General features: G+C 44.8%; 18 protein-coding genes and 9 tRNA genes. 16 read left to right on the forward strand and 11 right to left on the reverse strand.

The genetic code is table 11. The features are described 5' to 3' along the window. Positions 1–71: 71 nt before the first annotated feature. The 10 genes from MKX60_RS23380 (at position 72) to MKX60_RS23425 (ending at position 1,445) form a co-directional block, all read left to right on the forward strand. A tRNA-Met gene (locus tag MKX60_RS23380) sits at positions 72–148 on the forward strand. A gap of 25 nt (positions 149–173) precedes the next feature. Continuing rightward, positions 174–251 (forward strand) — tRNA-Asp (locus MKX60_RS23385). Between the two features lie 16 nt (positions 252–267). Next, positions 268–342 (forward strand) — tRNA-Gln (locus MKX60_RS23390). Between the two features lie 7 nt (positions 343–349). Then, a tRNA-Lys gene (locus MKX60_RS23395) sits at positions 350–425 on the forward strand. Positions 426–440: 15 nt separating this feature from the next. Next, a tRNA-Leu gene (locus MKX60_RS23400) sits at positions 441–524 on the forward strand. A gap of 6 nt (positions 525–530) precedes the next feature. After that, positions 531–605: transfer RNA gene (locus MKX60_RS23405), tRNA-Gly, on the forward strand. A gap of 8 nt (positions 606–613) precedes the next feature. Beyond that, positions 614–690, forward strand: a tRNA-Arg gene (locus MKX60_RS23410). Positions 691–720: 30 nt separating this feature from the next. Next, positions 721–794, forward strand: a tRNA-Pro gene (locus MKX60_RS23415). 12 nt (positions 795–806) lie between these two features. Next, a tRNA-Gly gene (locus tag MKX60_RS23420) sits at positions 807–877 on the forward strand. Positions 878–980: 103 nt separating this feature from the next. Then, positions 981–1,445 carry a YdeI/OmpD-associated family protein gene (locus MKX60_RS23425; RefSeq protein WP_341061153.1) on the forward strand — a complete coding sequence of 155 codons (465 nt, stop codon included), beginning with the start codon at positions 981–983 and terminating at the stop codon, positions 1,443–1,445. 101 nt (positions 1,446–1,546) lie between these two features. On the opposite strand, the gene MKX60_RS23430 is transcribed toward MKX60_RS23425, so the two are convergent. Further along, on the reverse strand, positions 1,547–2,002 hold the full coding sequence (locus tag MKX60_RS23430) for a GreA/GreB family elongation factor (RefSeq protein ID WP_060625163.1): 456 nt from the start codon (positions 2,000–2,002) through the stop codon (positions 1,547–1,549). A gap of 394 nt (positions 2,003–2,396) precedes the next feature. Here MKX60_RS23430 and MKX60_RS23435 point away from each other — a divergent pair, with 394 nt between their 5' ends. Continuing rightward, complete coding sequence (locus tag MKX60_RS23435; RefSeq protein ID WP_042184993.1) at positions 2,397–2,591, forward strand: sporulation protein Cse60; 195 nt, start codon at positions 2,397–2,399, stop codon at positions 2,589–2,591. Positions 2,592–2,747: 156 nt separating this feature from the next. Here MKX60_RS23435 and katA read toward each other — a convergent pair whose 3' ends face one another. Beyond that, entirely contained in the window at positions 2,748–4,205 is a 1,458-nt protein-coding gene (gene katA / locus MKX60_RS23440; RefSeq protein WP_341061154.1) for a catalase KatA, read from the reverse strand. A 250-nt stretch (positions 4,206–4,455) separates the two neighbouring features. Beyond that, positions 4,456–6,072, reverse strand: coding sequence for an alpha-glucan family phosphorylase (gene glgP / locus MKX60_RS23445; protein WP_076283811.1), 1,617 nt, complete (start codon positions 6,070–6,072; stop codon positions 4,456–4,458). Positions 6,073–6,349: 277 nt separating this feature from the next. On the opposite strand from glgP, the gene rbsK reads away from it, so the two are divergent. Continuing rightward, a complete protein-coding gene (gene rbsK, locus MKX60_RS23450) occupies positions 6,350–7,276 on the forward strand; it encodes a ribokinase (protein WP_341061711.1) in 927 nt (308 codons plus the stop codon). Further along, the gene (gene aroD, locus MKX60_RS23455; protein WP_341061155.1) at positions 7,273–8,037 is read left to right on the forward strand and encodes a type I 3-dehydroquinate dehydratase; all 765 of its coding nucleotides are present in this window, start codon (positions 7,273–7,275) and stop codon (positions 8,035–8,037) included. The genes rbsK and aroD overlap by 4 nt, the downstream gene beginning before the upstream one ends. 82 nt (positions 8,038–8,119) lie before the next feature. Here aroD and MKX60_RS23460 read toward each other — a convergent pair whose 3' ends face one another. The 4 genes from MKX60_RS23460 to MKX60_RS23475 form a co-directional block, all read right to left on the reverse strand. After that, complete coding sequence (locus tag MKX60_RS23460) at positions 8,120–8,896, reverse strand: MerR family transcriptional regulator (protein WP_341061157.1); 777 nt, start codon at positions 8,894–8,896, stop codon at positions 8,120–8,122. Positions 8,897–9,034: 138 nt separating this feature from the next. Next, complete coding sequence (locus MKX60_RS23465) at positions 9,035–9,922, reverse strand: carbohydrate ABC transporter permease (protein ID WP_341061158.1); 888 nt, start codon at positions 9,920–9,922, stop codon at positions 9,035–9,037. A gap of 16 nt (positions 9,923–9,938) precedes the next feature. Beyond that, a complete protein-coding gene (locus MKX60_RS23470; protein ID WP_076283815.1) occupies positions 9,939–10,823 on the reverse strand; it encodes a carbohydrate ABC transporter permease in 885 nt (294 codons plus the stop codon). A gap of 93 nt (positions 10,824–10,916) precedes the next feature. Beyond that, a complete protein-coding gene (locus MKX60_RS23475; protein ID WP_341061159.1) occupies positions 10,917–12,215 on the reverse strand; it encodes an ABC transporter substrate-binding protein in 1,299 nt (432 codons plus the stop codon). A gap of 548 nt (positions 12,216–12,763) precedes the next feature. Between MKX60_RS23475 and MKX60_RS23480 the strand changes: the two genes are divergently transcribed. Then, complete coding sequence (locus tag MKX60_RS23480; protein WP_076299077.1) at positions 12,764–14,608, forward strand: S-layer homology domain-containing protein; 1,845 nt, start codon at positions 12,764–12,766, stop codon at positions 14,606–14,608. 18 nt (positions 14,609–14,626) lie between these two features. After that, on the forward strand, positions 14,627–17,179 hold the full coding sequence (locus MKX60_RS23485) for a hypothetical protein (RefSeq protein WP_341061160.1): 2,553 nt from the start codon (positions 14,627–14,629) through the stop codon (positions 17,177–17,179). An 88-nt stretch (positions 17,180–17,267) separates the two neighbouring features. Here the strand turns inward: MKX60_RS23485 and MKX60_RS23490 are convergent, their stop codons facing one another. Next, the gene (locus tag MKX60_RS23490) at positions 17,268–17,981 is read right to left on the reverse strand and encodes a GntR family transcriptional regulator (RefSeq protein WP_076283819.1); all 714 of its coding nucleotides are present in this window, start codon (positions 17,979–17,981) and stop codon (positions 17,268–17,270) included. A gap of 237 nt (positions 17,982–18,218) precedes the next feature. Between MKX60_RS23490 and MKX60_RS23495 the strand changes: the two genes are divergently transcribed. Next, positions 18,219–19,538: a 6-phospho-beta-glucosidase gene (locus MKX60_RS23495; RefSeq protein ID WP_076283820.1), complete on the forward strand. Its 1,320-nt coding sequence runs from the start codon at positions 18,219–18,221 to the stop codon at positions 19,536–19,538. 108 nt (positions 19,539–19,646) lie between these two features. Here the strand turns inward: MKX60_RS23495 and MKX60_RS23500 are convergent, their stop codons facing one another. The 3 genes from MKX60_RS23500 to bglX form a co-directional block, all read right to left on the reverse strand. After that, the gene (locus MKX60_RS23500) at positions 19,647–20,408 is read right to left on the reverse strand and encodes a 3'-5' exonuclease (protein WP_341061162.1); all 762 of its coding nucleotides are present in this window, start codon (positions 20,406–20,408) and stop codon (positions 19,647–19,649) included. A gap of 194 nt (positions 20,409–20,602) precedes the next feature. Then, positions 20,603–21,571: a metallophosphoesterase family protein gene (locus MKX60_RS23505; RefSeq protein WP_341061163.1), complete on the reverse strand. Its 969-nt coding sequence runs from the start codon at positions 21,569–21,571 to the stop codon at positions 20,603–20,605. Between the two features lie 30 nt (positions 21,572–21,601). After that, entirely contained in the window at positions 21,602–23,761 is a 2,160-nt protein-coding gene (gene bglX, locus MKX60_RS23510) for a beta-glucosidase BglX (RefSeq protein WP_341061164.1), read from the reverse strand. Positions 23,762–23,825: the final 64 nt, after the last annotated feature.

The following is a 23,825-nucleotide window of genomic DNA, read 5'->3' on the forward strand; positions in this document are numbered from 1 at the left end:
ATTTTCCTTAAGCATGATGTTTTGGGACTAGCTGGCGTAGTGTAAATGAATAGTATATAATTATTAAATGACGCGGGGTGGAGCAGCTCGGTAGCTCGTCGGGCTCATAACCCGAAGGCCGCAGGTTCAAATCCTGCCCCCGCAACCAATTTACTCTTATGCATTATGTCTATGGAACCGTGGTGTAGTTGGCCTAACATGCCTGCCTGTCACGCAGGAGATCGCGAGTTCGAATCTCGTCGGTTCCGCCATTTAGTTAATTATTGTTGGGGATTAGCCAAGCGGTAAGGCAACGGACTTTGACTCCGTCATGCATAGGTTCAAATCCTATATCCCCAGCCATTTATGAGAGCCATTAGCTCAGTTGGTAGAGCACCTGACTTTTAATCAGGGTGTCGAAGGTTCGAGTCCTTCATGGCTCACCATTATTTTCAAAGTGTGCGCGTGTGGCGGAATGGCAGACGCACCAGACTTAGGATCTGGCGTTTCACGACGTGGGGGTTCAAGTCCCTTCACGCGCACCATATTTTGCGGAAGTGGCTCAGCGGTAGAGCATCGCCTTGCCAAGGCGAGGGTCGCGGGTTCGATTCCCGTCTTCCGCTCCATAATTTTTGCGCCCTTAGCTCAGCTGGATAGAGCGTTTGACTACGAATCAAAAGGCCGGGAGTTCGAATCTCTCAGGGCGCGCCATTTTTATTACTAAGTAATTACATGTTTTGACGGGATGTAGCTCAGCTTGGTAGAGCACCTGGTTTGGGACCAGGGGGTCGCATGTTCAAATCGTGTCATCCCGATTTTATACCTTTGCGGGTGTAGTTCAATGGTAGAACTTCAGCCTTCCAAGCTGATAGCGTGGGTTCGATTCCCATCACCCGCTTATAATTAAGAAACATCTGCCTATTATAGGCAGGTGTTTTTTTTGTATAGTTACATTCATATGGATACAATAGAACTTAGGGCTTTTAGTTGAGGAGGTAGCAATGTTTGAATTTGAAGCTAAATTAGTGCGACCTGATGCAAGTGGGAGCTGGACTTATCTTAACGTCCCTTTTGATGCCGAACAAATATTTGAAACAAAGTCCAGAATACAGGTAAAAGGAAGTGTAAATGGAATCCCCTATAGAGGAACGCTTATGCCCCATGGAAACGGAAAGCATTTTATGGTGGTAAAGAAGGAACTACGGGATCTAGCCAAAGCTCAACCTGGTGATATTGTGCAGGTGACGATGGAGCAAGATCATCAATTACGGGAGGTAGAAGCCCCAGAGGATTTCCTTGATGCGTTGAGTAGCCATGAGCAGGCAGAAGCTTATTATAACGGTCTGGCTTATTCTTATCAGAGGGAATATGTATCTTGGATCGAAACGGCGAAAAGACCTGAAACCAGAGCATCTCGTATCGAAAAATCAGTCAGTAAACTGGGTGAAGGATTGAGGCTCAAATAAAAGTATGAAGAAGTGCTTAACAGGCTGAATAGATGAACAGCGTCCTCTTCCATAAGATTGGAAAGGGACGCTGTTAATGTTGGTGATATGTGCGAGTGGGCTTAAATAAGAACGGCCACCTCACCACAATTCACAAACTTAATACTTTCGATTTTTACTGATAACTCACCTGAAGGAATAGCTAGCTGACATGTACTGCCGATCTGAGCTAACAGCAGCTGCATGCCAATAGGCGAGAACATTGAAATCTTGTTATCATTGGGTTCTGCCTGGTTTGGAAATACGATGGTGTAGGTATCTGTAGTATTGTCGTCTAAGTAGCGTAGCTGAAGCTGACTTCCAATCAATACGAGTGAATTCAATTCTTCACCATTGAAACGGGAAAGTAATTGTTCCAGCTCGGAGCAATAACGGGACAACAGCGTTTCAGCATTACTTCTTTGTTTGCTTCGTTCCGGGAAATACTGATTTAGAAATGCGATTTTTTCCTCATCAAAATAAATAAGCTGCTGGACCAGTTGTGTCCTTGAGCCTTCATAAATTAGACTATGGTTCATAGTAGATTTCACCCCCTCTAAGTAGCACATTCTTTGCAAATTTGTTATGACGCGTTGCCATATTAAAATCCCTCCTATACAAATAGAGGTCCCCTAGAGGGAACCTTCTGATCAGTATAACAGCTTCTATATGTAAATCCAATCCATTTTGCAAAGGCAATAAATTCTTACTAAATATTGTATTTAAAACGTTTGACTATTGTATAGTTGGGTGCTATGATAGGCTGATGTTATAGGCATTTCGTAGAAAACTGCGGAATGCCTATACTATATTTCGAAGATAATTTTACATTAAATGTTACCAGGGGAGTGATACGCCATGTACATTTCGTTGAGTTCACCTATAGAATCTAGACATAAAAAGTAACTATAATTTATTAAAGGAGAGATCAGGATGATTCAAGTAAAAGAGTTTGTAGATGCTGATAATTCGTATGCTGAGAATAAGGCGAATGAGTTCTTGGCAGGGCTGCGTGAGGAACAGGTTGTGAATATCTGTTACGGTTCGGTAGTCAAATCTTCACGTGATGGGGCAGAGCATCAAAGAAGCAGTATACTGGTCGTGTATAAGACAAATGAAGGGCAATAACTGGAATACTTTTTTTTCGTGCTTATCTGTTGTCTCCACGCTATGCATCGTGATCGTTCTTATATATTATATGTTTTAGCTTTTCTTATGAAAAAAGAGGACCTTTCCCATTTACGGGTAAAGGTCCTCTTTGATTGTATAAGTGCAATTACAGTCTTATAATTCGCCTGGGACGGATAATCCTAAACCGGATGCAACACGCTGTCCCAGTTCTGGATCAGCTTTATAGAAATGAACAATTTGACGAAGTTTAATATCGTTACTTTCAACTGGTGTCATAGCGCCTACGATATTTTGAACAAGACGGGTACGTTCTTCTTCACTCATCAGGCGATACAAGTCACCAGGCTGTGTATAATGGTCATCACTATTATAGGAGACACTGTCGGCATTTCCAGATACTTCGAAAGGTGATGTTTTGTACTGTGGTGCTTCTTTAGGTCCGCCTAAGCTGTTAGGCTCATAATAGGCACCGGATCCGCCATTGTTGCCGAGTGCCATGCCACCGTCACGTTGATAGTTCTTCACTTCTACTTTTGGACGGTTGATAGGCAGGCTGTTATGGTTAGGACCTACACGGTGACGATGAGCATCGCCGTAAGCAAACAGTCGACCCTGTAGCAATTTATCAGGAGAAGCTTCAATACCAGGGACAAAAGAGCCAGGAGAGAACGTAACTTGCTCTACTTCCGCGAAGTAATTCTCTGGATTGCGATCCAGTACCATGCGGCCAACCTCAATTAATGGATAATCTTTTTGCGACCATACTTTGGTTACATCGAATGGATCAAAGCGGTAAGTGTTCGCATCTTCGATCGGCATAATCTGCACGTAGAGCTTCCACGCTGGGAAATCTCCTTTATCAATAGCATTGAACAAGTCTTCTGTATGATAATCTGGGTTCTCCCCAGCTATTTTGGCGGCAAGATCTGGAGCAAGGTTCTTAATGCCTTGTTCTGTTTTGAAATGATATTTCACCCAGACGGTATTGCCTTCGGCATTTACCCATTTGAAGGTGTGGCTTCCGAACCCGTGCATATGTCTCAACGTAGCTGGGATTCCGCGATCTGACATCAAAATCGTAACCTGATGTAGAGATTCCGGCGATAAAGACCAGAAGTCCCAAACCGCATTAGGGTTCTTTAAGTGTGTCTGTGGATCACGCTTCTGTGTATGAATAAAGTCGGGGAACTTGATTGCATCACGAACGAAGAATACAGGTGTATTGTTACCTACGAGATCATAGTTTCCTTCTTCGGTATAGAACTTCACAGCAAAACCACGTGGGTCTCTTACAGTATCAGCAGAACCTAGCTCCCCAGCTACCGTTGAGAAACGGATGAACATTGGGGTACGCTTGCCTACCTCAGATAAAAAATTAGCTTTTGTATATTGAGTTAAATCCTGAGTGACCTCAAAATACCCATGAGCGCCAGCACCCTTAGCATGAACGACACGTTCAGGAACACGTTCTCTGTTAAAGTGGGCTAATTTTTCAAGCAGATGGACATCTTGCAGCAAAGTAGGACCACGATCACCGGCTGTCATTGAATTTTGATTGTCGCCTACTGGAGCACCCCAGCTGGTCGTAAGATTATTATTATTGGAGCTCATTAATAGAATCACCTCGTAAGATTTGATTTTAGATTTAGTATAAGTTCTATATTAATGTTTTTCGGGGAAAATGCAACACTTTTTGAATAATTGACACATTACAGTATGTGGTAATCGTCGTCCCATTCAGATATATATGATAGATAGAGTGATTAATTACTAAGCAGAGTTAAAAAAGAAACAGCGCACCTCTACCATCACTGGAGGGTGCGCTGTTCTATTTTGATATAGGAATATCCGTTTTCTGTACTTAGTTTTTAATGTACATTCTGTTATAGTATTCATCCAGCATTCTTTTGGTGGCAAATTCGGTGCGAGTGGTTTCGATACTCTTCTTCATCATTTGTACCCACTGTTCACGATTCTCATAATAGGTTGGGAGTACTCGATTCAATAGGGTGTCGTATAGCGCATCACTATCATGCTTATCCAGAACCTCGAAGTCAGTAGTCTCGAAGCCGTCTCCGATCTGCCAGCCATTCTCGCCATCTATACAGGCTTCCGGCCACCAGCCATCTAGAATAGAGCAGTTCAATACGCCGTTCATGGCTGCCTTCATCCCGGAGGTACCACTTGCTTCCAATGGTCTACGCGGATTGTTGAGCCAAATATCAGAACCGCGTGTCAGCTGTGCGCCGATAGTCATATCGTAATTCTCCAAGAAGACAACACTCTTCGGATATTTTTTCATCATCGCCACTAAATTGCTGACGATTTTTTTGCCGTTATCATCGAGTGGATGAGCTTTGCCAGAGAAGACAATTTGTATTTTGCCGGACTCCAGATAAGGCTCAATAATTTCTGGCTGCGAGAAGATCAGGTCACTGCGTTTATAAGGAGCAGCTCTGCGTGAGAAGCCAATGAGTAGATTGTCAGCATTTAGACTAATGCCGGACCGTTCTTTGATGAAATTAATCAGTTCACCCTTAATTTCTTTATGCACTGCCCATAAATCGCCATTTTGTTCATAGGCTTGTGTCATTCTTTCATCTACCCAGGTAGGGGTATGAATGGCATTAGTAATGCCAATGATGTCCGATCTTCCGGCAACCTCTTTCCACATCTTATTGGCTGTATCCGCATGAAGCTGAGCCACTGCATTAGAAATACGGGAGAGTCGCAGACCGGCAACCGTCATGTTGAACGGCTCACCACCGATACGCTCCATCTGGTCGCGGGTTAAGCCATTGAATGCACTCATATACTCTAGGCGGTCGAGCGGATGGGTTTCGTTGCCTTCTTTTATCGGCGTATGTGTAGTGAACACAACCTCTTCCCGAGTAGCTTTCCAAGCTTCCTCAAAGGTGCTGCCTCCGGACATCTTCTCACGAATGAGCTCGATGGCTGCTAAGGCCGCATGGCCTTCATTGAAATGATAGACATCGATCGGAATGCCCAGAGCACGCATAGCTTTTACTCCGCCAATCCCGAGTACGATCTCTTGAGCGATCCGTTCCTCACCGAACCAGCCGTACAATTGTCCAGTAATCCAAGCATCATTATTCTCGGGGATATCCGTATCCAGTAAATACAACGTGCTGTTGCCAAAATAATCAGTCTTCCATACTTTGCACACCACATCGGTCTTTCTGACTTTTACGGTTACCTTCACCCCTGTATCTTCAAGAAAATCATAAACATAATTGTGATAGGAGTCGTATGGATTACCGTTCGCATCAATTTTTTGATCCGTATAACCTTGTTTCCACTTCAGCCCGATAGGGATGATAGGAGCATTGATGTCTTTAGCTCCCTTAATGTAGTCTCCGGCGAGAATTCCAAGCCCTCCGGCATACATTTTAAAATCGGAATGTAACCCGTACTCCATACTGAAATAAGCTACTGATGGTAATTTTTGTTCGTTCACTTGATAAGCCTCCTAATCGCGGATTAGATTGAATTGCAGTAAAGCTGCTGGCATTATCTACGATGCAAACGTTTGCTCAAAAAACAGTCAACAATCGTTTTGGAAGCGATTGCACCATCATTCTAGCACACTTTATCTACAAAAGCATAACGTCGATTTGGTGAAAATAGCCAATTAGGGGCAAAATCAACGGAAGTGATTGATAAAGTGAAGGGAAGACCCTAAGATAAAGAGATTGAAGAAATAATTATTGGTGGTGTATAAGTTGGGTATAGTTGTGATTGGAAGCTTAAATATGGATATGGTAGTACGTACGAACCGGGCACCGAATGCAGGAGAAACGCTTATGGGACAAGCATTTTCTCTATCTCCCGGTGGAAAAGGAGCGAATCAAGCCGTTGCCGCAGCACGTCTGGGTGCTGAGGTTAGTATGATCGGCAGCGTCGGAAAAGATACCTTTGGAAGCGAAATGCTTGAGATTATTAAGCAAGAAGGTATTCATATAGAACATATCTCAGTGAGTGAAACGGAGGCAACAGGTGTAGCTTCAATCGTTATTGAAGAAGATGGAGAGAATCGTATTATAGTTGTTTCTGGGGCGAATATGGAGCTTTCTGCGGAAGATATTCAGATGTTGGCGCCTGTAATTCAACAAGCTAAGTTAATCGTGCTACAGCTTGAAATGGATTTAGCAATGACCGAACAGGCTGTTGCTATTGCCCATGGTTATGGGATTCCAATCATTTTAAATCCTGCACCAGCCAGAAGGCTTAAGGATGAGATGTTAAGTCAAGTAACCTATTTGACGCCAAATGAGACGGAAGCAGGAATTCTAGCTGGGATGACTGTCGATAGTATAGAGACGGCTGAGCAGGCTGCCCGTATTTTGCTACAAAAGGGTGTTAAGAACGTTATTGTAACTTTAGGTGCTAAAGGCACATTGTTAGTTAATGCTGAGGGGACCAAGTTAGTTCCTGGGTTCCCGGTAAAGGCAATAGATACAGTTGCTGCGGGAGATTCCTTTAATGGTGCACTCGCACAGCAGTTAGTCTCAGGTAAGTCATTGGAGGAAGCGTTACGCTTCGCGAATGCTGTCGGTGCTTTGGCTGTTGGGAAAGCAGGTGCAATACCGTCACTGCCGTATTTGCCTGAGGTTGAAAATTTTATAAAGCATGTATCGGATGATAAGGAGCTAAAATCATGAGCAGAACATTAATCGTTAAAAATGTAGTGATCGGTGAAGGAATACCTAAAATATGCGTCCCGTTAATTGGTGCTACCCTTACTGAACTGAAGCAGGAAGCTGAAGCCTTAAAAGAGCTAAATCCTGATTTGGTGGAGTGGCGTACGGATTTTTTTGAAAAAGTGGAGGATTTAGAAGCAGTGAAGTCAGCGTTAAGTGATATTCACGCGATCATTCCGGATCTTCCGCTGATCTTTACGTTCCGTAGTGCGAAGGAAGGTGGAGAGAAGCAGGTCAGTATAGAATATTACATAGCTCTTAATGTTGCTGCTGCTGAGAGTGGGCTAGTAGATATTATTGATGTTGAATTGTTTAATGAGGAACAGGATGTACGAGGATTAGTTGAGGCTGCTCACGCTCATAACGTAGCTGTTATCATATCGAATCATGATTTTCATAAAACACCTCCCAAAGAGGAGCTAATCTCGCGTCTATGTAAGATGCAGGAGCTTGGTGGGGACTTGCCTAAAATTGCGGTGATGCCTCAGGATGCGGGGGATGTACTGACTTTACTAGAAGCTACGCATATGATGAAAGAACAATATGCAGATCGCCCGATTATTACAATGTCCATGGCGGGAGCTGGGGTAATTAGCCGTCTAGCCGGTGAAATATTCGGTTCAGCGCTTACCTTTGGAGCGGCGCATAAGCCCTCTGCGCCTGGACAGGTAGCTGTGGTTGAGCTGCGAAATGTACTGTCACTGCTGCATCGCAGTCTATAGGAGCTAGAGCTATCAGTGAGGTTCCGGATAATAGAAATAGAGCGGCGACCGGATTTTCCGGTACCGCTCTATTTCTATTTTATTATTTTGTTCCCGTATATACGTGAACGGCATCTCTTAGGAACTCCGCAAGTCCAGGGCGATGCTTGTCGTAGTACTTGGTAAAACGTTCATCATCAACATACATTTGCGCAACTCCAGCATGTGCCTCTTTGGAATAGGAATCCCAGTAGAAGGAGAGCCACTGGCGGTGTAGATCAGCACTTTTTTGCGCTAATACACTGGCAGGATCTCCATGCTCCATCGCTTGTAAGAGCGTCTCGAACATTTCCTCCTCAAGCTGCTGTATAGCCGCATATTGTTCTTCTGTCATACCTTTAAGCTTCTTGTTGGATTGTTCTACGGTGCTGTCCCCATATTTCTCCCGTATTTCTTGACCGTATTTCTTCTCGTTATCCTCTACCAGTTTTTGCTTGAAGCCTTCGAATTTTTCAGCGTCACTCATAATCATTCTCCCTTCTTGGTGAGCCAGCGTCTGTTCGACGTTAGCGATTAATAGATCTAATTGATGTCTCTTTTCAAGCAGCTTGTCATGATGCTCCTGTAGCGCTTTGGCTCCGTCGAATGACGGTTCAGTCATAATAGCTTTGATACGTTCCAGACTTAAGCCAAGCTCTCGATAAAATAAAATTTGCTGTAGTAGATCTACTTCGGTACGGCCATAGATACGATACCCCGAGGAGTTGATTCTCGCCGGCTTAAGAATGCCAAACTCGTCGTAATATCGCAAGGTCCGTGTACTAACACCAGCTAACTCCGCAAGCTTCTGCACTGTGTATTCCGTAGTATCACCTCCCACAAATTCACTGTACACCTTTACGTAGCGTAAAGGTCAAATATTATTTTATAGTTACCAAAAACAGCGGCAGCTACCCTCTGAATGATCATTGGGAAGACTACCGCTGCTTAATTATATTATTTATGTTGTGATAGGAGACTATTTAAGTGCACCTTCGGTCAGACCCGCAACGATATAGCGGTGAAAGAAGATATACACAATAATCATCGGCAGTGTAATGATAGCGAGTGCGGAGAACAGTAGCTTGTAATCGGTCATATACCTGCTGGAGAACGCCAAGAGTCCGACTGGGATGGTTTTTAAGGCATCATTCTGGATGTACAGCATGGCAAGCAATAGTTCATTCCAGGAATTTAACGCCGAGAAAATGCCCACCGTAGCCATGCTAGGGATCAACAGAGGGAAAATGATCTTTCGGTAGAGCAACCAGTCACCACAGCCATCCATGCGTGCAGCCTCCATAAGCTCTCTGGGAACGGAGTCTAAATAGGCTTTAAGCAGGATGACCGCAAGTGGCAGCCCAGTTCCAATATAAGGTATAATCAGTGCCCAATAAGAATCCTTCAAATTCAGTTGCTCAAAAATATAGCTCTGTGCAATAAAAAACGATTGCAGAGGCATAAACAGACCGAATATGAACATCAGCATTAGGAGGCTGCTTCCACGGAAGCGAAGCTTGCTAAAGGCGAAGGCTGCGAGGCTTGCGAATAGCAGAATGCCAATGACAGTTAATATCGTGACAATGATGCTGTTCTTAGCGTAGGTACTCATATTGCCGATATTCCAGGCTTTTGACCAGTTCTGTAGATTAATCGTTTCCGGTAGTGCAAACGGAGTTGAGAAGATCTTATTATTTTCACGGAAGGATGAAAGGATCAGCCAAACAATCGGATAGAAATAGAAGCACGAGAGCACGATCATGAAGATATAGTATCCAATATGTGAGAACCATTTATTGTTGGACGTAGCTTTGACGGAGTTACTGTTTTTTTTAATAGGAATGACAGTGGTGGTTAGTGGGGGCATATACAGTTCTCCTTTCTCAATACTCCAGCGCGTCGGAGTCCTTCTTAGTTAATTTGCCGGTAACGAGTCCGATCACAGCGATAACAATCGTCATGATGACAGCCAGCGCGGAGCCATAGCCGATGCTCATATGAGTAAACACGACTTTGACGAGATAGGTAGTAACAATTTCCGTTGAGTTATAAGGACCACCATTGGTCATAACATAGAACAGGTCGAAGGCTTGAAACCCAGTTAACACACATAGCAGGATTCCCGTTTCCACCAAATTACGAATCATTGGAATTTTAATTTTGAAAAAAATATGTCTTTCTCCTGCACCATCCAGATAAGCAGATTCATAGACCTCCTTGGAAATACGCTGTATGCCAGAATAAAAGATAGTCATATAGAATCCAGCATATACCCATCCGGAGACAATACAAATTGCGTATAGTGCGGTATCAGGGTTGCCTAGCCAGACGCGTGTCCAGCTCTCCAGGCCGATTGTGTCCAGCAGCATATTGACGATCCCAAAATCGGAATTGTAAACAAATTTCCACAGGTAGGAGATAACAATCATTGGTAACATGACAGGAACAAAGAAGGCGAGTCGGAATAGTCCGCTGCCTTTGCGACCCATTGTTATTAAACCTGCAAGTCCAAGTCCGACTAATACTTCCACAAATACCGTAGCAACAATATAGATAAGTGTATGTCCATAGGAGCTAATATAAATACGGTCATGAAAAGCCCGAATATAGTTGTCGAAGCCTGTGAAGGTCATTGCGCCGATCCCGTTCCAGTCATAGAAGCTGAATACGAAGGTCATGAGAACAGGCACAAGCACGACAAAGGCAAATATCAATACAGCGGGGGCTGTGAACAAGTAAGGGGAAAGCTTATTACTCTTGCCGGACATGACAATACCTCCAGTTCATAAGTATGGGGAGACCGCCCAAGGTATACTGCTGATGAGCGGTCTGATGAGACTTATATAAAGGATGAGGAATGTTTATTTAAGTGGGGCTATGGTTGTTTCCAATTCGGATAATGCGTCTTCCGGGGATTTGGCTCCACCAATGATTTGAGATGTAGCCATATTTAAGGCATTTGCAACCTCGATGGAATAGCCGGTATCAGGAGGCGATACTAGAGCAGGTGCATTTTCCATCAGATCATTTAAGCTTAACGAGAGCGGGTGGGTCGTTTCGGTATTAATACCATCTTTAGTGATCGGTACAGCCCCGGCATCGGATAGCTTTTTAGACGATTCAGCTGAACTATATAATTTCATAAAATCAATGGCTTCGTCGATCAGCTTAGAGTTCTTGTTGACGACCATACCATTAAGTACGCCGATTACACTATCCTGATTGCCTTTACCTTCCGGCATGACTGGAGTATTGAAGTAGCCTAGCTGAAGATCAGGGTTTTCTTCAACAGCGGTTGGGACAAGCCAACTACCAATGGGGTGCATGGCCGCGCTACCGTTCAGGAACATCATGTCACCTTCACTGTCGTTGAGGGCATTCACATTGTCGTTGATGTAGCCTTTATCCCATAGCTCCTGTACATAGGTGTATGCTTTAATGAAATCTTTTGAATGAAACGGTTGCTTTAACTGCAGCGCTTCACTGTAAGCATCTTCTCCTACTACTCTAGAAATGACATGGGCAATCCAGTTGCCGGCTGTCCATAGATCGGAGTTACCGATAACAAGCGGCGTAATGCCGGCATCCTTAAGCTTCTGGCACACTGTAAGGAACTCCTCCCAGGTGGTAGGCGGTTCAAGACCTTGCTTACTGAAGATTTCTTTATTGTAAAAGATCATATTTGTCACATCGCCTGCTGTTGGAATCATATACGTCTTGCCGTCGACAATCATACCGTTGAAGGTGCCGTCAGCAAACATATCCTTCAGGCCTGAGCTTTGTAGTTGTTCGGTAATATCTGCGGCATAACCATCGCTTACTCTTGTCTGTAGCCGTTGTCCAGCCCACTCGAAATAGAGGTCGGGAGCATTTTTGCCGCTGAGTAGATTGGGTAGCCCGATGGTCTGGTATGTATCATCATCCTGATAGTTGAACTCAACTTTAATCCCCGCATGTTGGCTTTCGAATTCCTTTCCAATGTCCTCCCAGACTTTAATTAAACCTTCACCTGGTGAACCCATGGCAATGCGAAGTGTCTGCGTTTTTCCCTCAGTAGTGCCTGTGTTTACTGCTGTGCTCTCTTTGTTTGAGGTGGAGGAACAGCCTGCCAAAGTAGTAATCAGCATTGATGCAACTAGTCCAATCATCCATTTTCTCAATCGATCATCTCTCCTTGAGTTTAATAGAAACAATAATGAAATTGACATCGTGCTTACTTCCTATACTGCTAAGAGTGCCTAAGTTTCTTCTTCCATTAGCTTTCGTGTGATTTAAGTTAACACAGGAGGGCGATGTTGGCATGAGCTAAGAGGAGTAATAAATTGGATGAAATAAATGTAGTAACAACTTAGTTCTCATTATTGATTATATTTAATGTGATGTCAATCACTTTTAAGATTTTAATAAGAAAAATAATGCAGGAATGCTAACTGTAATCCGGGGGCTTTAAAAATTAACATTAGTGAATGAAAGCGCAAACAAAAGTGGATGTATAAGGGTTTATATTCTAAAGGGTTTTGAATTATGCTGAATAAAATTAAAATGAATGCACTCTAAATAAGCTATTGACAATTTGTTATGATTAAAAATAGAATGTGATTAAACGTTACTACAAATTATGAGAATATTACATGGAGGTGACATAATATTAGCATTTGAGTTTTCTATATGGTGAAACTAAAAGCAAAAATATGAAGGAGGAGCGCATATGAAGTTCAGCTTGAAGCAGGCACTCGCTATACTTGCTGTTACATCATCTATGGCGTACACGTCAGCCGCATTCGCAGACACGACGGAGGTTATTCCAAAATGGGCTGCAACAGAAATTGCCTCGTGGAAGGAAATGGGGCTACTCAAAGGTGATAAAGACGGCAAGGTATTGCCTAACGAAGGAATTCGAAAGACAGAATTCGTTACCTTGATCAATCGCATCTTTAATTTCAGTGCAGTGAGTAGTGAAACCTTTAAGGATGTACCTTTGACTGCTTGGTATGCGCCAGAAATTAGCAAGGCGGTTGCTGCTGGGGCAATTCTCGGCAATGGGGAGGGAGGCATTGAACCGCTAGAGGTACTTACCCGGGAGAAGGCTGCTCTTATTCTTAGCAGAGTGTTTAATGTTGCGACTTCGGCAAGCAGTGGTGTCGCATTTGCTGATGATGCAGCAATCTCCAGTTGGGCTAAGGAAGCGGTCTATGCGATGAAGGCAGCCGGCTATGTGGAAGGCACACCAGAGGCTACCTTTCAGCCGAAGAAGGAGCTGACTCGTGCAGAGGCAGTGAAGATGATTAATAGAGCTATGGGGATTCTGATCACCGATGGCGGAGAACATTCCGGTATCTCTAGCAGCAGTATGATTGTCAACAGGCCCGGAGCAGTCCTATCCAATCTGAACCTTACAGGCAATTTATATATAACTCCGGGTGTTGGGGAAGGAGATTTGAGTCTGCAAAGTGCAGTAATCGGAGGCGTCGTTTACATAAACGGCGGGGGTGCGAACAGTATCACAATTACGGACAGTAAAATAAAAAGAATTGTAATCAATAAACCGTCCTCTCCAATAAGAGTTGTACTTAAAGGGACAACGACACTCCCACTTATAGATGTCCTCTCGGGATCGCAGGTTGTTAATGAATCCAATAACCCAATTGATACAATTAATGTACTAACAAATGGGCTTGCGGATGTCTCATTGAATGGAAATGTAAATCAGCTAAATCTTGCCGGAAAGACACGTTTTGTCTTTAATGGTGGCGAAATCACTAGTTTTAAGGTCGCCTCTTTAGCAGCAGAGTCAAGAATTCAGCTTGTGAAAGGTGCGAGCATTAAGAAGTTGTTCTTTAACGGTGGGGCTGAAGTAACTGGTGAAGGAACAATTGCAGAAGCTGAAGTGAATGCTGAGGGAGTTTCCTTGGCATCGATGCCGAACAAGCTGACGGTGAATGCTAGTAAAGTGACAATAAACGGTCACGATTATAAAGGCAGCGGTAATGGGGTGCCTAATACGTCGAGTAGTTCTGGCGGTTCTGGTTCCGGTAGCTCGGGAACAGAGAATCCCGGTACAGGAAACCCGGGTACAGGAAATCCTGGAACGGGAGAACCTGGTACGGTTGATCCCGAACCAAAAGCTACCGTACTGTACAGCTATGAAGAGGTACTTAAATCCTTTAGCTCTACTGGGGCAGAAGGAACGGCTAAGCAATATATAACTTTTCTTCAAGATCCTTCGTATAAACCTTCAATCGCTAACTCAGCAGTAGTTATGCCTGATCTCACCAACGCTATTACCTTCGTAAACTACCAATTCAACGCTAAGCCTTCTATTTTTGCCTCCCTTCGAGGAATTAACAGCTCAGTTTTAGATAAAAATCGGACGTACCTATGGATTGGAACCGATAGTGGGGTTACTCGAATTAAGCTTTCCACCAATGAAATGCTAGCTTATACAGCTGAGACTAAGCAGTTAACGGATAATAAAGTGCTTCTGCTAATCTCTGACGGCAGCACAGGTGTTTTGGCCATTACGGAAACAGGTGTATCGCATATTTATCAATAAGGGAAGGGGAATGAATTTATGCAAATGATGAAGAAACGCGCTCGAAAAATAACAGGCGCATTGCTTGCTGTTACGTTATTCACACTGTCGGCAATACCTGTAGGGGCAGCAAAGCTGCCTGGAGCTAGCTATTCACCTGTTCAGCTGGAGGCCGTGCAGTCAAAGAAAATGACCTACTATAAAAATGGCTCAGCTTCCATTCCGAATACGCTTGACTGGATTACGGACGCAAGTGCGTTGAAATTTTTGCCGCTGTCAGTGATCGGTGATGTGACAAGTGTCGTTCTCGATAAGGAAGGCGTCTATTGGATTGGTACGCAGAATGGACTACAGCGGGTCGATTTTAATGCAAGTGATACAAAGGATATCGTTCAATACATGGCAGGTCCAAGATATTTGTATGGCGGAGATAATCATGTTACTGGTTTAGCTAGTGACGAAGCGGGAGGTATTTGGGCGCGGACAGCAAGTGGTGTGACGCATATTGCTATGCCGGAGCAAACAATGCATGAGAAATCATTCATTTATGAGGATTTAGTTCAGACTATTCTGGACAGACGCGGTATGGTTCATGGCACAAGCTTTACCTTTACTGACACGGACAACACAACAGATGCTGTAAACTACAATTCGGCAACTGGTGTTTTCAATTCAACACCTACGACCAGTGATAATGATGGCTTATGGACGACAATGTATGCGATGGGCGAGGTCTTCCGCTATAAGGCGCTGCAGGAGCAATACGGCACCAATCCGACCTCAGAGCAGGTGGCGGAAATAAATGACGCAAAGGCTGCTGCACTCCGTGCCACCAAAGCAGTGCTGCTACTAGATTATGTGTCGGGCCGCGGAAATGGCTTCCCAGTTCGTTCCTATATGCTAACTAGCGAGGCGACTGCAGCTACGGTGGGAAATACAGTGTATGGGTATCAATCGACGAATGGTTTTTGGTTCCAGAATTTCGTCGGTCCGGATAAGAATAATCCAAATGGGATTATTCCAAGCATGCAACGCGATGACGGTGTAGAACCCATAGGCTATTCGATGGTCAGGGTGACTAAGGATGCGGAGAACAAAAAAGGCTCGACGTTATTCCCGAGTGGTGGTACTGATGTAATGAATTATAATGGGCTCGGTCTTAGTCAAGCATCAATCGATGAGCTCAACCTGACACGTCCCGAGGGGCAGAAGCTAGGCATTGATATTAAAACCATCGTTGAAACAACGGAAAGCGGTCCGGTATATCAAGTGCTTCCAGTGATTACGGCGGCCACCAACAACAGCACCGCAAAGGAAGATAAGACAACGAGCGAAACGAATAAACCTTTGTTTCAGCTGACAGCACCTGTGTATGAGCAAATTCCTGATTTCTTCAATGATTTGTTCCCTAGTAGCGTAATTGTAGATGGTCATATTGATATGAATCAGATCGTCTATAAAGCGGATACTTCATCAGATGAAGTGATTGGCCACTATGCTATGTTCTATACAGCCTTCAAATATCTGGTAGGGGACAGTAATGATCCCGAATTGTTAGAGCTGAAATCCTTTATTGAAGAAACTACGCACCGTATGACAGAGCTGATTCTGAAGGATGACCATTACTATATTGAGGATGCTACTGGCAAATCGACACAGTGGTCGAGATGGCTCGGGAAGTATTTTAACGACAGTCTTAGCACTATGGAGAAGCAGAAACAGTGGGAATTCAGTGTTGGTGTCGATAAGGATGGGAACGATGCACTGTCCTATGGCTATGAAGATGCACCGCTCAATGCTCTCGAGGTAATGGGTGTACTGAAAACAGCTAGCTTCGTCACTGAAAAAAGATATCCGGCGGACTCGCTCAAATACGAGATGGCATATGAACAGGCTTTTGCTAGCAGCTATAGTAAGGAAGATCCGTATGTGAACGGTCTGGGCTATATAGATATGGCGTTGGAATATGTTGAACGGAGAATTGTGCGCCAAGCTACCAATGCTTACAGTGATAACGGCAATGAGGTGGTAACCATGGACAATGCAGGCGACAGTACCAACGCCAATGCTACGCTGCACAATGACTGGACCCAATATATCAACTATTCCGATGAAGAGCTTGGATGGTTCCCGGTATTTATACTTGTCACACTGGAACAGGATGAGCTTAGACACGCCAAGATCGTAGAGGCTTATGATCAGTGGTACTCTAACGAAGTCCGGGAGGAGAATCCGTTCTATACCTTCCTGTATCAGCTCGCGCATCCTGACAAAACAGATGTAGATTTACAGTCGGCCGTTCGATTCCTCTACCGGTTCCCTGAATTCCAGATTGAGTTTCCTGTTGAATGGGATCGCCAGGATGTATTTTATATTGAACCTGGAGACCGCGATAAAGCCAAACAGACAAATTACGCACTCGCTCCTGATGAGCGTCGGATTATTAAGCACAATTCCAATCCGTTTGCTAATGAGAGCCAATCCACTGGCGTCAATCCAAACTACAACTATCGCACGGGTAGCATAGAAGCCGGGTCGGTATTCACCCTGCCATACTGGATGGGACGCTACTTTGAAATTATAAAAGAGTGAGTACAGAAAGAAGCGCCCGCAAGGGCGCTTCGCATTCTTCAAGGCAGGTTACTTCTATCTAATTATTAGCTGATGCCAGTGATGAGCCTCAAAATTGTCGTTCAATTGTATAGATGGGAAAATCACCACGGAATACGCCAAAGCTGTACTCCAGTGGGGAGTTATCAGCTAAATAAGTAAATGTCCTTACCTGCAGAGAGGGCGAGCCTTCCTTAACTCCAAGCAGCTTGCTGGCGGTACTATTGGCTAGAACGGGTTTCAACTGTTCAACGGAACGGTGGGCTTTTAGATTATGCTCTGTCTCTAAAAAGGAAAACAGCGAACCCTCCTTGTAGTCATTGATAAGACCAGGTGCCAGATCCCAAGCGATATAAGTATTTTCATAAAGTAATGGCTCATTGTCGGCATAACGTATCCGCAGCAAGTGGTTCACGGGTGCCTTTAAAGGGATATTAAGATATTCATTAATCGGCATTTCGGCTGGTATTACTTTGGCTTCGATAATTTTGCTGGTGGGCTCTTTGCCACTCATCAGCACATCCTCAGTGAAGCTGCGCGCCTGGTTGAGCTGAAGCTCCTTACGTTTGACGAAAGTTCCCTTCCCTTGATACCGCTCCAAAATATCTTGATTTTCAAGCTCGCTAAGGGCAAGGCGGATTGTTGTTCGACTCGCGGAGAACATCTCACATAGCTCAGCCTCAGTAGGAAGCTTGTCTCCAACTGCGTATACTCCAGACTGAATTTGTTTCAGAAGTTGTTCTTTTATGATGGAATATAATGAGTTATTTATTCTCTTTGTCATTACAAACATCCTCCGATTACATATTTGTTATATTATATCACGGATGAAGAATCGGAGGAAACATAAAATAAATGCGGTTTAACTAAGAAAACGACGAATAAATTACTAATATTGGAATAGTGAATGGCCCTAACCTTGTTCAAAGTATTTTATTAGAAGACAAAAGAAAAAATTGTAGGAACAAGATATGACGATGTTACTATAAACTAATTGAGTGCAAGAGGGAGAGAACAATAAATGAAGAAGTCACACTTAAAGATTGCAGTTATTGGGGGAGGTTCCTCCTATACACCGGAGCTGGTTGAGGGGCTGATCCGTTATCATGAAGTGTTTCCGGTCACTGAGCTGTATTTAGCCGATATCGAGCAAGGGGCAGAGAAGTTACGGATTATTGGCGAACTGGCTCAGCGGATGATTAATGCGAGTGGAAAGCTGATTACATTGTATACGACTTTGGATCGGCGCGAAGCGATCAGAGATGCTGATTTTGTAGCGACACAAATTCGGGTAGGGATGTTAGACGCACGTTCAAGAGATGAGAAGATACCGTTGTCTCATCAGCTGATCGGTCAGGAGACGACAGGAGCAGGTGGCTTCGCCAAAGCTCTCCGTACCATTCCAGTCATTCTTGGTATTTGCCGTGATATTGAAGAGCTAGCGCCCAATGCCTTCATGATTAACTTCACTAACCCTGCCGGTATTATTACAGAAGCTGTCTCCAAGTATTCTAAGGTTAAGTCCGTTGGGTTATGCAATCTACCTATTGGTACAAAAATGCAGATTGCCGAGCTATACGGGGTGGAGCAAACGCGGATGTTCATTGAGATTGTCGGAATTAATCATTTGAATTGGACGACCCGGGTAGTGCTTGATGGTGATGATGTGACAGAGGATTTCATGACCCGACTTGGCAGCATCGGTCAATCTTCGCCAGCCAATATTCCCGATCTGGAATGGGATGCTGAGTTTATTCATTCGGTAGGTGCCCTTCCCTGCGCTTATCACCGTTACTATTATATGAAGGAAGAAATGTACGGCGAGATGCTAGAATATTATCAGGCGACAGGCAAAACTCGTGCAGATGATGTGAAGGAAGTAGAGGCGGAGCTGTTTGAGCTGTATAAACAGCCGGAACTACATGAAAAGCCTGCCCAGCTGGAGAAACGTGGCGGAGCTTATTATTCTGAAGCGGCCGTTCAGCTCATGAAGTCTATTTATAATGATACAGGCGATATTCAGACTGTAAATGTTCGCAATCAAGGGGCAATACCTTGTCTTCCGGATGATGTATCCATTGAGATCAATTGTGTCATTAAATCGGATGGCCCACATGCTTTGGGACTAGTTAAGCCACTGCCTCCACAGATTAGAGGATTGCTTCAGGTGGTGAAGTCCTATGAAGAGCTGACGATTGAAGCTGCGGTGAAAGGCGATTATGCTTCTGCTCTTCAGGCATTGACGCTCCACCCGCTGGTCGGCGATGAACGAATTGCCAAGGCGGTGCTAGCTGATATTCTAGAGCAGAATGCCGACTTTCTACCACAGTTTCAGAGATAAGTTCCTTAGTACTTTGTTATATTAACTCAAAATAGCGGCAGCCATCCTCTGAGTGCTCATTGGGAAGACTGCCGCTGTTTAGGTTGTCCTACATGCTGTTTTAGTAGACTATTGAACCTTTTTAAGTCCCATTTGTGCTGCGAAATAGTTATTCAATTCCTCTAGTTTACGTGGATCGGCGAGGGTTGCTGGGTCTGAGAAGTAATGCTCAACAACAAGCTCCCAGGTAGGTACTATTTTTTGCGCGGTTATGGCTTTGATGGCAGCTTTGACCGTTTTGCGTTCCTTTGCGTTGGAGAAGGTATCTACATAATGCTGGGAGCGCTCGAAATCTAGCTCGTTAAACACCGCACGGAAAATCTCCGATGTCATTCGTGCATCATCCAGTGCCCGGTGAGCGGAGCCGGAAGGCTCAAGCTCGAACAATGCCATAGCGCCTTCGACACTAATATCATTGCTAAGCCCACGTGCTCGCAGCACACCTTTTAACAAATCCAAATACGTAGCAGACATCCAATAGGATTCGTCCATCTTGTGCATGCGCACATCCTGAATGATTCGCTTCATATCCTCGCCACCCCAAGTAAGCAGCAGAACTCCGTCTGTACTTAGATCAAGCCACTCTCTAAAAGCAGTGATGACCTTCGGGAAGCGGGGTGCAATATCGATTTCCTCTTGGGGGATCCCGGTTTTTTTCTTAATAAAAGAATTAAGGGTAGAGAAATATATGGGTTTGATCAAGGAAGAGAATTCATCCTTATACTGCAATGAAGAGTCTAACCGGACAGCTCCAATTTCAATGACCTCCATAGGGTGCTCGCTGGCAAACTTACGGCCGTTGAATTCGATGTCCAGAATAATATAATCCACAGGTACTTGCCTCCGTTCCATGACTGACGCTGTAGTGCTTAATACGTCGACTACTCTATTTTAACAAAAAAAGCGATGTAATGGGGAATATGGGAACAAGCTAATATTGGAACATAAAAAAGAACCTGCACTATGCGGGTTCCTTTTATTACTATAAATGAGCAAAGATGATTGCAGACAATAAAGTAAGACGATTAATGCTCTGGAACGGAAGTAGGTTCAGGGTGATGAATTGGCTGTTCCAGCAGGACAGATCCGTCTTCAAGACGAAGCCAGGTATCGAAGTCTTGGGTGCCTTGGGTCAGTCTGATGACGCGTGCGCCCCGCATAAAGCCTTCTTTTCCATAAGTATTGTAGCCGGTAGCACGGCCATAGGAAAGACGTATGCCATACAGGCTGCCCGTAAAATCATTGATATGGTCATGTCCGCAGAAGGTGCCCAGCACATCACCCATTTCAAGCAAAGCCGAGAATAATCCCGAGTTAACCTCAGGTGAGCATACACGCTCATACTTATACCCATGACAGACTTGTGTAGACCAGACCTCACGATATTCGGGAATCGGGATATGGAAGAAAGCTAATGCAGGCAGCCTGTTCTCAGCAGTTTTAGGATTCAATCTAGCGGATTCAGCAGTTAGCCAGTTAATCTGATTCCGGCTAACCCAATTGTAGCCAGGGATATGCTCCATCTCGGAGTAGCTGCCGGAGTCAACAAAATAAAGGACAGCGGCCGCATGGCCATCCTGATCTTTTATTTCAAGTGTGTAATTGCCTGAGCCTTCAAGATCCTCTGGACCGGCTTCGGCCAGACAGTGGGGATGTTCCAATGCAATCTGCATCAGTTCACTGCGGGAAATCAGAGTTTCTGTATCATGGTTGCCAAATACGAAGGCCCAAGGGGTACCTGTTTTCTCAACAGCAGCGACAGCATCCCGAAATGCTTGGGCAGGGTCTTCACACGCCTGTTCACCAGGTGAGACAGGGGCAGTGTAAATCAGATCTCCCGTGAAGACCACAAGATCAGGTTGTTCCGCTTCCAGAACGCGTTCCATCAGTTCCCGAGTACGCTGATCTTCGGCTCTTCCATCCATCCAGTGAAGATCAGTGAACTGTACAATTTTCAAGGTTCCATCTTGCTGAAATGATAAGCTGTGTCTCATTGGGGGTATCTCCCTTACTGTGTAATATTGTTAGCCGATCCAGATCCGCTGTGTGAAATGATCTCCGGAGTTTCTACCAATCATAATATCAAATTCTCCGGGCTCGTAGACCAAGTGATCGTCTTTTCCGTAGAACATTAGCATATCTCTAGTGATCTCGAAAGAAACTACTTGTTTCTCATGCGCTGCGAGTGTAATTTGCCGGAAGCCCTTTAGTTCTTTGACCGGGCGAACGACACTTGCGCTGACGTCATGGATATAGAGTTGAACGGTTTCCTTACCGGCGATGTCTGAAGTATTCTCCACCTCAATGGAGGCAACAATCCGACCCTTAGCATCAACATTGAAGTTGCTGTAATCAAAACTGGAATAGCTCAGACCATAGCCAAAGCAGAAGAGAGGGTCATTAGGGCAATCCAGATATCGAGTTACATATCGTACATTGGGATATAGGGGATCATAGGGACGCCCCGTCTGATAGGCATTGTAATAGATAGGAATTTGTCCAACCGAGTAAGGGAAGCTCATAGATAAACGACCGGATGGATTATAATCTCCGAACAGCACATCAGCTAGTGAGTTTCCGGATTCTGTACCCAGAAACCAGGCTTGCAGCAAAGCGTCGCTGGCCTCAAGAACAGGGGTTAGTTCCAGTGGTCGGCCGCTAAATACAACGGTAACAATCTTTTTGCCGGTATCTTTCAAACGCCAGATCAGCTTCTCCTGATTGGTCGACAAGCGCAGATTGGTTTTGCTTCCGCCTTCCCCGGTATCCTGCTGATTCTCACCTACAGCAGCGAGAATTACATCGCAATCCTTTAGGCGCTGGAAGGCTTCTTCGATTTCATCCTCTACATCAAAAACACCCTCCAGCATGCTTCCCAGCTCACCAGTCATGGCCGTAATAATATCTGCGGCAGATGTTTTTTGAGAAATGCCGTTGTAGAGTGATACGGCCGGGTCTTTTTCCGTTCCAGACCAGCCGCCCAGCACATGAATAGAGGTAGCGAAGGGACCAGCCAATCCAATCTTCATACCGCGTTTAAGGGGCAGAGCGTCATTGTCATTTTTCAGCAGTACCACTGAGCTGGCACCCAGCTCTCTAGCTGCTTGCAAATTCTCCGTGCTCGGCGTGGGCGCCTCATCTACTAACGGGTCTGCATCCTTGAACGGATTGTCAAACAAGCCGAGGGCATCCTTAAGTTCTAGCACTCGGATAACGGCTTCATCGATCAAAGAGACATCCAGCTTGCCTTCCTCGACCAGACCGGCACCGTGGTTTAGATAATGGGTGGACATCATTTCAATATCAAGTCCGGCAGCTATACTTTTCTCCGCTGCTTCACGGCCATCCTCAGCTGCACCATGGGGGATTAGCTCATTGACGGAATTGAAGTCGGCAATAGTAACGCCGTTGAAGCCCCATTCCTCACGCAAAATTCCCCGGAGAAGTTTGGAATTACCGCTTGCTGGTATGCGGTCAATCGTATTGAATGCGGCCATCACCATGGCTACACCAGCATCTACAGCAGCTTTATAGGCTGGTAGATAGAACTCACGTAATACGCCGAGGGACATATCTACCGTATTGTATTCACGACCGCCTTCGGGAGCGCCGTAACCGGCGAAGTGCTTCACACAGGCAGCGATCCGCCCTTTTTCTTTTAGGTCTTTGCCCTGATAGCCCCGTACCATGCTCTCAGTTACACGGGCATTTAGATAAGGATCCTCACCGGATGTCTCCATCACCCGTCCCCAGCGCGGATCGCGTACGAGATCCGTCATAGGTGAGAAAGTGAGATGGATGCCGGCAGCTGCGCTCTCTTTGGCTGCAATTTCAGCAAATCGTTCGCAAGCTTCCATATCAAAGCTACAACCTATCGCAAGCGGGATCGGAAGAATTGTTCTGTAGCCATGAATGACATCCGCCATGAAGAGCAGAGGAATCTTCTGACGACTGGCTTGCAAATGCCGGGTCTGCAGATCAATCACATTTCTGGCTCCAATACCGTTCAGAACACTTCCGATGTTCTCCATTACCTGTGGCTGAATGTTCAGTTCTTTAAATGGGCCGGTTAAATCCACGGTATCATCCAAGCCCCAATAGTGAGGGCCTAGCTGGGTTAATTGGGCCAGTTTTTCTTCCAGAGTCATATCGTTCACAAGATCTTGGATAAAAGATTTAGTCATGGTTAACACCTTCCTCGTGAGCGCATTGATAGTTATTGTGAAAATTAGATGTGCTATACCAATA

It is taken from the genome of Paenibacillus sp. FSL R5-0914 (assembly GCF_038004525.1).
Classification (GTDB): Bacteria; Bacillota; Bacilli; order Paenibacillales; family Paenibacillaceae; genus Paenibacillus_AQ.

Excerpts from the sequence above, each read along its gene's own strand:
- MKX60_RS23425 (WP_341061153.1), top strand. The coding sequence starts at position 981 with ATGTTTGAATTTGAAGCTAAATTAGTGCGACCTGATGCAAGTGGGAGC.
- MKX60_RS23430 (WP_060625163.1), bottom strand. The coding sequence starts at position 2,002 with ATGAACCATAGTCTAATTTATGAAGGCTCAAGGACACAACTGGTCCAG.
- MKX60_RS23435 (WP_042184993.1), top strand. The coding sequence starts at position 2,397 with ATGATTCAAGTAAAAGAGTTTGTAGATGCTGATAATTCGTATGCTGAG.
- katA (WP_341061154.1), bottom strand. The coding sequence starts at position 4,205 with ATGAGCTCCAATAATAATAATCTTACGACCAGCTGGGGTGCTCCAGTA.
- aroD (WP_341061155.1), top strand. The coding sequence starts at position 7,273 with ATGAGCAGAACATTAATCGTTAAAAATGTAGTGATCGGTGAAGGAATA.
- MKX60_RS23465 (WP_341061158.1), bottom strand. The coding sequence starts at position 9,922 with ATGCCCCCACTAACCACCACTGTCATTCCTATTAAAAAAAACAGTAAC.
- MKX60_RS23470 (WP_076283815.1), bottom strand. The coding sequence starts at position 10,823 with ATGTCCGGCAAGAGTAATAAGCTTTCCCCTTACTTGTTCACAGCCCCC.
- MKX60_RS23480 (WP_076299077.1), top strand. The coding sequence starts at position 12,764 with ATGAAGTTCAGCTTGAAGCAGGCACTCGCTATACTTGCTGTTACATCA.
- MKX60_RS23485 (WP_341061160.1), top strand. The coding sequence starts at position 14,627 with ATGCAAATGATGAAGAAACGCGCTCGAAAAATAACAGGCGCATTGCTT.
- MKX60_RS23490 (WP_076283819.1), bottom strand. The coding sequence starts at position 17,981 with ATGACAAAGAGAATAAATAACTCATTATATTCCATCATAAAAGAACAA.
- MKX60_RS23495 (WP_076283820.1), top strand. The coding sequence starts at position 18,219 with ATGAAGAAGTCACACTTAAAGATTGCAGTTATTGGGGGAGGTTCCTCC.
- MKX60_RS23505 (WP_341061163.1), bottom strand. The coding sequence starts at position 21,571 with ATGAGACACAGCTTATCATTTCAGCAAGATGGAACCTTGAAAATTGTA.
- bglX (WP_341061164.1), bottom strand. The coding sequence starts at position 23,761 with ATGACTAAATCTTTTATCCAAGATCTTGTGAACGATATGACTCTGGAA.